Below are 8,933 nucleotides of genomic sequence, written 5' to 3'. Positions count from 1 at the left end.
GGACACCAAGAACGCGGGCGACCTGCTGCGCGAGATGCAGAAGGAGCGCAACCATGTCGCCGTCGTCATCGACGAGTACGGCGGCACGGCCGGGACTTCGGCCGCGAGTTCGCGTACACGCTGATGACCGGGTACGCGATGCGGATGGCGGCGGTCTTCGCCTGCTCACTGTCCGTGATGGGCCGCCGACTCGGCGTCCTGCCGCGGTGGCTGACCGTGCTGGGGCTGCTCACCGCGCTGACGCTGCTGTTCGCCGCGTCGAACGTGCCGTGGGCCGAGCTGGTCTTCCCCGCCTGGGCGCTGGTGCTCAGCGCCCACATCCTCGCGGCGAGCGGCCGGCGCCCCGGGCCCGGCGCCGCCCCCGCGACGCCCTGACGCCACCTCGGGTCCCTGACGCCACCTCGGGGCCCTGACACCGGCGGGGCCCCTGACGGCCGCCGCGGACCGGGGCGTCCCGGGATGCGCCGGGGCCACCGGGGCGCCGGGGCGCCGGGCGCGTCACTCGATCGGCCGGTCCCGGCGCGCGGGCGGCCCGCCGGCCTTCGATGCTGGCGAGGGAGAACTGTCCGCCGTCCGAGGAAGCCCGCCCAGCGCCGGCGCCCCGGACCTCGCCGCCGGAAGGGCGGGTCGCGCATGAGGCTTGTCGTCGATCTGAACCGGTGCCAGGGGTACGCGCAGTGCGCGTTCCTCGCGCCGGAGGTGTTCACCATGCACGGCGAGGAGGCGCTCGTCTACAACCCACGGGCCGACGACGAACTGAAGGAGAAGGTGGCGCGGGCGGTCGCCGCGTGCCCGGTGCAGGCCATCACCGCGGACGGGCTGGACGACGGGCCGTACCGGCGCGAGCACGGCGCCGTGTCCGTGTCCGTGGCCGGGCAGGAGGCCGGCCGTGGCCGTTGAGGAGTTCCACGACTGGTTCCGGCGCGAGGGCAGGATCGTGATCGTGGGCGCCTCGCTGGCCGGGCTGAAGGCCGCCGAGACGCTGCGCGCCGGGGGCTTCACCGGCGAGCTGACCATGATCGGCGACGAGCCGCACCTGCCGTACGACCGTCCCCCGCTGTCCAAGGCGGTGCTGCTCCGCAAGGCGTCGCCGAAGCACACGGAGCTGCCCCGGCGGCGCGACATCGACGCGACCTGGCGGCTCGGCGTGGCCGCGACCGGTCTGGATCTGGCGGCCAAGCGGGTGCGGCTCGCCGACGGCGACGAGGTCCCCTACGACCGGCTGCTGATCGCGACCGGGGTACGCGCCCGGCCGTGGCCGAAGGAGGAGGAGGCCCAGCTCGACGGGCTCTTCCTGCTGCGCACCCGAGACGACGCCGAGCGGCTGGAGCGCCGGCTCAAGGCCGGGCCGCGCCGGGTGTTCGTCATCGGCGCCGGGTTCACCGGATCCGAGATCGCCTCGGCCTGCCGGGAGCAGGGGATCGAGGTCAGCGTCGCGGAGCGCGCGGACGCTCCCCTGGTGGGGGCCCTGGGCGGGGTGATCGGGTCGGTGGCCGCCGAACTGCACCACGACAACGGCGTGGACCTGCGCACCGGCGTCATGGTCACGGCCCTGGAGGGCGACTCGATCGGCCGGGTGAAGGCCGCGCACCTGTCCGACGGCAGCGTGGTCGAGACGGACGTCGTGGTGATCTGCCTCGGCGCGATCCGCAACACCGACTGGCTGACCGGCTCCGGGCTGGGCGCGGGACCGCGCGGCATCGCCTGCGACGCGGGCTGCCGGGCGTTCGACTGCCGCGGCATCGTCACCGACGACGTGTTCGTGGCCGGTGACGTCGCCCGCTCCCCGCACCCGCTGTTCGGCTACCAGTTCCTGTCCCTGGAGCACTGGGGGAACGCCGTCGCGCAGGCCGAGGTGGCCGCGCACAACATGATCAGCTCCAGCGCGGACCGGCGTCCGCACCTGTGGGTGCCCGCCTTCTGGTCGTCGCAGTTCGGCGTGAACATCAAGTCGGTCGGCGTGCCGTCCATGGGCGAAGAGATCATGATCGCCCAGGGTTCGCTCGCCGAACGCCGTTTCGTCGCCGTGTACGGCCACCAGGGCCGGGTCATCGCGGCCGTGAGCTTCGACGGCGCCCGCTGGCTGGAGTTCTGGGAACGGCAGATCGAGCAGGGCGCGCCGTTCCCGGTCGAGTACCCGACGATGGACCGCAGGCCCGAGGGCCGCAAGCCGCAGCCGGCCGACTTCCCCGACCCGTCGCTGCCCACCCACGGCCCGACCGCCACGCTCAGCGGCTACTCCCCCGCCGACCGGCGCCTGGTGTTCACCCCGGCCCGCCGCTGAGCGGCCGCCCCGCGGCCCCCTCCCAGCCCTCTCCCTCTCCCGCACCCGCCTCCCGCTCTTCGCCCGCCGCCGTCCCCGCCTCGGGCCGGCGGCCCCGCCCGGGTCCCGCCCCGGACCCCACGCCCCGAGGACCCTCATGACGCCGCCCTCGCTCCTGCGCCGGATCACCGACTACGCCAGCCGCGCCGACCCCTATCCGCTGTACGAGGAGCTGCGCGCCACACCGGTGCTGCACGAGGAGGACGGCGGACCGTACGTCGTCAGCTCGTACTACGACATTCTCGGCCTGCTCCACGACCCGCGGATCAGCTCGGACGCCGCCAACCTCGCCGTGCCCGGCGCCGACGAGCTGCCGGGACCGGAGGCCGCCGGCCTGCCGCCGAGCTTCCTCCGGCTCGACCCGCCCGAGCACGACCGGCTGCGGCGGATCGCCAACAGCTCCTTCGGGCCGCCGCGCCGGCCGCACCGGATCGACTCCATGCGCGAGGAGCTGCACCGGATCGTGAGCGAACTGATCGACGGCTTCGCCGACGAGCGACGCGTGGACCTGGTCGACCGGTTCGCCTACCCCTTTCCGGTGATCGTGATCTGCCGGCTGCTGGGCGTGCCGCGCGAGGACGAGCCGCGTTTTCGCGCCTGGGTCGACCCCATCGTGGCCGCGCTGGACCCGGACACCCGCGACGATCCCGACGCCCCGGTGCAGCGCGCGGCGCAGGAGGCGCGGGTCCAGCTCGGCGTGTATCTGGCCGGGCTGGTAGAGCAGCGGGCCAGGGAGCCCCGGGACGACATGCTGTCCGACCTGGTCGCCGCGCACGGCCCGGACGGGTCCTTGTCGATGATGGAGGTGCTCAGCACGGCGGTGCTGCTGCTGATCGCCGGTCACGAGACGACGGTCAACCTGATCGCCAACGGCATGCTCACCCTGCTGCGCCACCCCGAGTACCTGCGGCGGCTGCGCGAGGAGCCCGCGCTGTCCGTCAGGATCGTGGAGGAGCTGCTGCGCTACGAGCCGCCCGTGCAGCTCGTGCCGCAGCGCACCTGCCTCGCGGACGTGGAGGTGCGCGGGGTGACGATCCCCAAGGGCTCGCGGATCTGGCTCGTGCTGGCGGCCGGCAACCGGGACCCGGAGCGTTTCAAGGACCCCGACCGGTTCGACCCGGACCGGTCGGACGTCGAGCACCTGGGCTTCGGCAGCGGCATCCACAGTTGCTTCGGCGCGCCGCTGGCCCGGGTGGAGGCGCAGATCGCCCTGGCCGAGCTGGCACGGCGCCTGGAAGACCCCCGCCTCGTCGAGGATCCGCCGCCGTACCGGCCGAACGCGGTGCTGCGCGGCCCGCGCCATCTGAACGTCGACGTCGCCGGGGTGCGGCCCTGACGCCCTCTGGCTCCCTGGTGACCCCCGCCACTCAGGGTGCGGGCGCGTGAACGTCGACGATGACTCTGACCAAATATTCTGGACAAAACAGAAGAATGCGACAAACTGGTGGGCGTTCCCTTCGCGATGCCAAGGAGCGGCCCCCGCATGGCGTACGGCGCCCCTCACAGTCCCGCCCCTCCTCCCCGCCCCGATCTCGGCCTGGCCCGCGACTGCGAGCACTGCCTGGGCTGGGGCACCGTCGTCACCAGGGACGGCGCTCACGAACTGTGCGAGACCTGCCAGCCGGAACCCGGAAGCGGCGCGGCGCCGCCGCTTCCGGCCGCCGACCGAAAGCCACCGGCGTGACACGGCGCGTTGCTCCGTCCGAGTGGTGCGGCCACCGTCGCGGCCGTAGCGTCGGTACAGAGATCAGACGTCGTCGGCTGGGAGCAGACATGGGCAAACACACAGTGAGGACCGCGATCGCGCTCTGCGCCGCCACCCTGCTCAGCGCGGGTCTGGGAACCGCATCCGCGGCATCCGCGGCTCAGACGTCCGCCGTGCGGCAGACAGCGCCCGGACAGCCCGTCTTCGTCGACTGCTTGTGGAAGCCGCAGGCGCGCCCCGACGCGTTCATCCTGGCCTGCGGCGACGGCAACAGCCGACTTTCCTCGCTGCGGTGGTCGACGTGGAACGGCCGCACCGCCGTCGCCCGCGGCGTCAACTTCGTCAACGACTGCAAGCCGTACTGCGCGGCCGGCACCTTCCGCTCGTACCCCGTGGAGGTGCGCCTGGAGCGCCCGGAGCCGTGGAAGAAGGACCCGCAGGTGGACCACTTCACCCGGCTCAGCCTCACCTTCCCGGGCGCACGGCCGGACGGATACGGGCACACCGTGTCCTACTCGCTGTGGAACTGAGAGTCCGGTCCGGGGCCGCCGCTCGCGCCAGCCGGGCGGCGGCCACCGGGCGACCGCCCTGCTGATCGCCGCGGGCGGACCCACGCCGCACGGCCGACCCCCGGGCATGCGAGCCCGGCGGGTCCGGTCGTCGTCGCGCGGCAGCGGCGACCAGGCGCTCACGCTGGGGGCAGCGCGGCTGCCGTACCGGCCTGCGCGAACCGGAGATCCGGCGCGCCGTGTCCTGGCAGACCGCGCGTCTGCGGCGGCGTGCGGGACGGTGACCGCTCAACGGCCCTTGCTCCAAGGGACGTTGACGTGCACCGTCCCGCCGCCCCGGTGAGGCGGAGTGTTTCCCCGCGCCATGTCGCCGGACGACCTCGGGCCTATACGATGCGCTGTCGATCCGGCCCCGCTGCTTCCCGGGGGATTCGGTCACGGTCAGCAGGACTGCCGCGCACCACGCCCAAGCAGAGGAAGGTCTGCCATGAGCCCTGCCCAGCTCCCGCGTCTCGCGCCCCGAGGCCGTCGCAGAGCCGTCGCCGCCGTCGCCGCCGCCGCGGCGGGACTCGTCGGCCTGGTCGCGCCGACCCCGGCGCAGGCGGCCGACGTGGAGATCACCCCCGGCCCCGCCTCGGTGACGGCCAGCACCAGCGATTCCCACGCGCCCGCCAACGCGGTGGACAACGACTACGGCACCCGCTGGTCGGGCGACGGCGACGGCGCGTGGCTCCAGTTGGACCTCGGCGCGGTCCAGACGGTCACCCACGTCAAGGTCGCCGTCTACCAGGGCGACACCCGCAAGAACGTCTTCCAGCTCCAGTACTGGACGGGCAGTTCGTGGTCCACCGTCGTCGACACCCGCACCAGCGGCGCCGGCACCGGCCTGGAGTCCTTCAGCTTCGCCGCGGTGCAGACGTCCAAGGTCCGCTACGTGGGGCACGGTTACGTCACGAACAGCGGCGCCAGCGGCACCTGGAACAGCCTGACCGAGGTCGAGGTCTGGGGCGGCGCCGGCTCGGGGGGCGGCGGCGGCGCCGTGCCGGCGGGTCTGCTGAACCTCACGAACTGGAAGGAGACGCTGCCCGTCGGCCCCTCCGAGAGCCCCACCGAGATCAAGCAGCCCCAGTTGGCCTCCTACTCCAACAGCCCGTACTTCACGGTCAACTCCGCGGGCACCGCGGTGCAGTTCCGGGCCGCCGTCAACGGCACCACCACCAGCGGCTCCGGCTACCCGCGCTCCGAACTGCGCGAGATGAAGAACAACGGCGCGGACGAGGCGAGTTGGTCCGCGACTTCCGGCACCCACACCCTGATCGTCCGCGAGGCGTTCACGCATCTGCCGAACGACAAGCCGCAGGTGGTCGGGGCCCAGATCCACGACGACAGCGACGACGTCACCGTGTTCCGGCTGGAGGGCAGCAGCCTCTACATCACCAAGGGCGACACCACCCACTACAAGCTGGTCACCAGCGGCTACCAGCTCGGCACCGTCTACGAGGCCAAGTACGTCGTCAGCGGCGGCCAGATCAAGGCGTACTACAACGGCACGCTGGAGACGACGATCCCCTACACCGGCTCCGGCAACTACTTCAAGGCCGGCGCCTACGTCCAGGCCAACTGCACGAACTCGTCGCCGTGCAGCTCCAGCGACTACGGCGAGACCAACGTCTACAGCGTCACCGTCAGCCACACCTGAGAGCGGTCCGCACGGGCCTCCCCCGACCGGCGGCGCCGTGCGCCGGCCGTCCGCGTATACCGTGATGCTCATGCGCCAGGGCGCCGTTTCGGCAGGCCGGGCCGGGGGCACCCGCGCGGACGGCCTTCGGCGCTGTGCCGTCGGCCTCGGCAGGACGTGGCCGGACCCGTGACGCGACCTCGCGCGGACGGGGCGGCCGGGAAGGGGCGCGGGGTGATCAGCGGCCGCTGGCTGCGGGACGGCGGGAGCGGTGCGGTGCGCGAGCGCCGCCCCCGCTGGGTCTTCGACGGGTTCATCGCGGGCATCGGCACGGCGTCGGGGGCGCGTCTGGTGCTGGGCTGCTGGCCGCGGTCGCCGTTCGGGCACTTCAGCGACGTCATGGTGGAGCGCGCCGACGGCCATCGGGTGCTGCTGGCCCCGGACCGGGAGAAGGCGCGCTTCATCGCGGACACCTACGGCTTCGACGAGGTGCGCGTGGAACCGGTCCTGGCGCGGGCGGCGGCGGGCCTGTGGAGCGTGTCCGCACCGTCGCTGCGTCTGGACTTCACGACCGGCGGCCGGGGTGCGCTCGGACTGCTGCTGAGCGCCGTGCCGCGCCCGCTCGCCGTCCACCCGGCCTGGATCGCGGCGGTGGACCGCCCGGCGCGGCTGCTGCGCGGCGTCCGCACCCACGGCAGCGCGGGCGGCGGACGCCATGAGTGGTACGGGGCGCGGGACCTGCGCCGTATCGACTACGCCTCCGCCGTCTTCGACGGCGAGAACCTCGGCGCGCTGGCCGACCTCACGCCGCCCGTGCGGTTCGGCTTCGGCTCGACGCCGCGCAGACCCTGCGTCGTCCGGGTCACCACCACGGTGGCCGGGTGAGGCCACCGTGGACGCGGCGTCGTGCGTCAGTTGCCGAGCAGGCGGTTGACGGTCCTGCGTCAGTTGTCGAGCAGGCGGTTGAAGAAGGACCGGTACCGGCGCAGCGCCCTGCGCAGGTCCTCGGTGTCCACCTTCTCGCCCTGGCTCCACTGGCCTTCGAGATCCCCCTTGTGCCGGGCGAAGCCGGCGGCCAGGGTCTGCATGACCTCGGCGACGAGCGCGTCGGCGGCGTGCACGGCCTCGCGCGGGTCGTCCACGAACGTGCTCTGCACGTCGTGCCAGCGGTCGCGGAAACTGTGCTCCTCGTCCTCCGCCATCAGCCGGGGGGCGCTCTCCTCGTCGGGCGCGGTCCGGTCCGCGCCGGTGCCCGTCTCCCGGTCCGTGCCAGCGCCCGTCTCCCGGTCCACGCCGGCGCCCGTCTCCCGGTCCGTGCCAGCGCGCGTGTCCCGGTCCGCTCCGGCGTCCGCGCCGGGGATCCGGTCGCGGTCGGCGCTCACGTCGCGGTCGGCGCTCAGGTCGCGGTCGGCGTCCCGGTCGCGAGCGACGCCGGTCCCGGTCGCCGCGCTCCGCTCGGCGTCCGTGCTCAGGCCCGTGTCCTGGGGCGGAGCAGTGCGTTCGGCGTCCGGCGAGGTGCGTATGGAGTCCGCCGTCTCGGGGGTCGTGCCGGTTCCGGCGGTCGTGTCGGTCTCAGCCGTCTCGGCGGGCGCCGTGCCCGCCGGTCCCGCGGGACCGGGCGGCTGGGCGGCGGGCTGCCCGGACCGCGTCGGCTCGCCGGTGCGCGCGCCCGTGCGCTCACCGGGGCCGGCCGGGGTCTGGGGCGCCGCGGCGCCGGGCTGACCGGCGCTCTGTCCCTCCGAGTCCGCCGGGGTTCCCTTGGCGAGGTCGTCGGTGGACAGCCGCCCGCCGAAGCGGCTCGGTTTGTCTTTGTCTCGCATGTCGTTCCTTCCTGCACGGCCGGCGGCACGGGTGGCGCCGGCCGGCGTGGCGGCCCAGTGGTCAGGATCGGGCGTGCTGCGCCCGGCCCTCGTCGGAGAGCAGCTCGTCGAAGAGCGCGCGGTAGTGGACCATCGCGCCCCGCAGTTGCTCGGTGGTGGCCTCGCTGCCGGAGCTGAGCGATTCGACCTCGTGAGCGGCCCGGTAGTGCTCGAGCGTCTGGCCGTGCTCCACGGACAGGTCCGCGACCTGCTGCTCGAAGCCCTCGGTCGGGTAGCCGCGCTCGTGCATCAGCGAGGTCACCAGCCGGTCCGCGTCGTGCACCGCTTCCAGGGGGCGGTCCACGAAGTCCGCCTGCACGGTGCTCCATTCGCGCGAGTAGCGATCGCGCGCCTCGGCGGGCAGCGGCTTGATGTCCAGCGAGTCGTGCCGCTTTTCGCGGGCTCTGAGCTCGCGCTCGCCGGCCCGGCGGTTCTCGGCGCCCTCGACGGTGCGCTCGTACTCGGGGCCGAAGCGCTTGCGGAGGCGGCGGCGCCGGCTCACCAGGGAGACCGCGACCGCGATCAAGGCGAGCACGACGACGATGGGGATGATGATCGCGAGAAGTGTTCCCGTGGACATGTGTGGCACCCCTTTCGGCATTGCTTCGCGTGCCCCCCGTCAGCCGCCTTATGCGCCGGTCTCGGCCGTGTTTTCGAGCCCTAGGGAGGTGCCGGCGCGCGCGGCGTTTTCGGGCCTCGCGGGGGTGCTGGCGCGCGCGGCGCGACAGCGGTCGCCAAGACCGACTTGCGGATTCCGTCCGTTTGAGATGCCGAGGGACTGAGGGGGTACTAGCGTCTATTGCTGAGAGCCGCAACCGGGGTGCGCCCCGTCCGGTGAGGTCCCCCCGGGGGCCGCGAC

10 protein-coding genes are annotated in these 8,933 nt (G+C 73.6%); 8 read left to right on the top strand and 2 right to left on the bottom strand.

The genetic code is table 11. The annotated features are described in order from the left end of the window. Positions 1 to 123: 123 nt before the first annotated feature. The 8 genes from ABZ861_RS28670 to ABZ861_RS28635 all read left to right on the top strand — a co-directional run bounded on the left by ABZ861_RS28670 (position 124) and on the right by ABZ861_RS28635 (position 7,100). Positions 124 to 375, top strand: coding sequence for a hypothetical protein (locus tag ABZ861_RS28670; protein ID WP_361635977.1), 252 nt, complete (start codon positions 124 to 126; stop codon positions 373 to 375). A 258-nt stretch (positions 376 to 633) separates the two neighbouring features. Next, positions 634 to 900, top strand: a complete 267-nt coding sequence (locus tag ABZ861_RS28665) for a ferredoxin (RefSeq protein WP_361635975.1) — start codon at positions 634 to 636, stop codon at positions 898 to 900. After that, a complete protein-coding gene (locus ABZ861_RS28660; protein WP_361635972.1) occupies positions 890 to 2,284 on the top strand; it encodes an FAD-dependent oxidoreductase in 1,395 nt (464 codons plus the stop codon). Before ABZ861_RS28665 ends, ABZ861_RS28660 begins: the two co-directional genes overlap by 11 nt. Positions 2,285 to 2,420: 136 nt before the next feature. Then, positions 2,421 to 3,659, top strand: a complete 1,239-nt coding sequence (locus ABZ861_RS28655; RefSeq protein WP_361635970.1) for a cytochrome P450 — start codon at positions 2,421 to 2,423, stop codon at positions 3,657 to 3,659. Positions 3,660 to 3,806: 147 nt separating this feature from the next. Further along, a complete protein-coding gene (locus tag ABZ861_RS28650) occupies positions 3,807 to 4,007 on the top strand; it encodes a hypothetical protein (protein WP_361635967.1) in 201 nt (66 codons plus the stop codon). 89 nt (positions 4,008 to 4,096) lie between these two features. Beyond that, positions 4,097 to 4,558 carry a hypothetical protein gene (locus tag ABZ861_RS28645; RefSeq protein WP_361635964.1) on the top strand — a complete coding sequence of 154 codons (462 nt, stop codon included), beginning with the start codon at positions 4,097 to 4,099 and terminating at the stop codon, positions 4,556 to 4,558. A gap of 466 nt (positions 4,559 to 5,024) precedes the next feature. Continuing rightward, on the top strand, positions 5,025 to 6,236 hold the full coding sequence (locus tag ABZ861_RS28640; protein WP_361635961.1) for a polysaccharide lyase family 7 protein: 1,212 nt from the start codon (positions 5,025 to 5,027) through the stop codon (positions 6,234 to 6,236). Positions 6,237 to 6,491: 255 nt separating this feature from the next. Further along, a complete protein-coding gene (locus ABZ861_RS28635) occupies positions 6,492 to 7,100 on the top strand; it encodes a hypothetical protein (protein ID WP_361635988.1) in 609 nt (202 codons plus the stop codon). 59 nt (positions 7,101 to 7,159) lie between these two features. Here ABZ861_RS28635 and ABZ861_RS28630 read toward each other — a convergent pair whose 3' ends face one another. After that, positions 7,160 to 8,035 carry a hypothetical protein gene (locus ABZ861_RS28630; protein ID WP_361635958.1) on the bottom strand — a complete coding sequence of 292 codons (876 nt, stop codon included), beginning with the start codon at positions 8,033 to 8,035 and terminating at the stop codon, positions 7,160 to 7,162. A 61-nt stretch (positions 8,036 to 8,096) separates the two neighbouring features. Then, positions 8,097 to 8,654 carry a hypothetical protein gene (locus ABZ861_RS28625; protein ID WP_361635955.1) on the bottom strand — a complete coding sequence of 186 codons (558 nt, stop codon included), beginning with the start codon at positions 8,652 to 8,654 and terminating at the stop codon, positions 8,097 to 8,099. Between the last annotated feature and the right edge of the window lie 279 nt (positions 8,655 to 8,933).

Source organism: Streptomyces sp. NPDC046985 (assembly GCF_040644415.1).
Lineage (GTDB): Bacteria > Actinomycetota > Actinomycetes > Streptomycetales > Streptomycetaceae > Streptomyces.
The sequence above is the reverse complement of the archived record's forward strand: the minus strand, read 5'-3'. Positions and strand labels throughout refer to the sequence as shown.

What these genes read in the sequence shown, in the direction of transcription:
- ABZ861_RS28625 (WP_361635955.1), bottom strand. Translation starts at nt 8,654, where the DNA reads ATGTCCACGGGAACACTTCTCGCGATCATCATCCCCATCGTCGTCGTG.
- ABZ861_RS28655 (WP_361635970.1), top strand. Translation starts at nt 2,421, where the DNA reads ATGACGCCGCCCTCGCTCCTGCGCCGGATCACCGACTACGCCAGCCGC.
- ABZ861_RS28670 (WP_361635977.1), top strand. Translation starts at nt 124, where the DNA reads ATGACCGGGTACGCGATGCGGATGGCGGCGGTCTTCGCCTGCTCACTG.
- ABZ861_RS28645 (WP_361635964.1), top strand. Translation starts at nt 4,097, where the DNA reads ATGGGCAAACACACAGTGAGGACCGCGATCGCGCTCTGCGCCGCCACC.
- ABZ861_RS28640 (WP_361635961.1), top strand. Translation starts at nt 5,025, where the DNA reads ATGAGCCCTGCCCAGCTCCCGCGTCTCGCGCCCCGAGGCCGTCGCAGA.
- ABZ861_RS28665 (WP_361635975.1), top strand. Translation starts at nt 634, where the DNA reads ATGAGGCTTGTCGTCGATCTGAACCGGTGCCAGGGGTACGCGCAGTGC.
- ABZ861_RS28630 (WP_361635958.1), bottom strand. Translation starts at nt 8,035, where the DNA reads ATGCGAGACAAAGACAAACCGAGCCGCTTCGGCGGGCGGCTGTCCACC.
- ABZ861_RS28650 (WP_361635967.1), top strand. Translation starts at nt 3,807, where the DNA reads ATGGCGTACGGCGCCCCTCACAGTCCCGCCCCTCCTCCCCGCCCCGAT.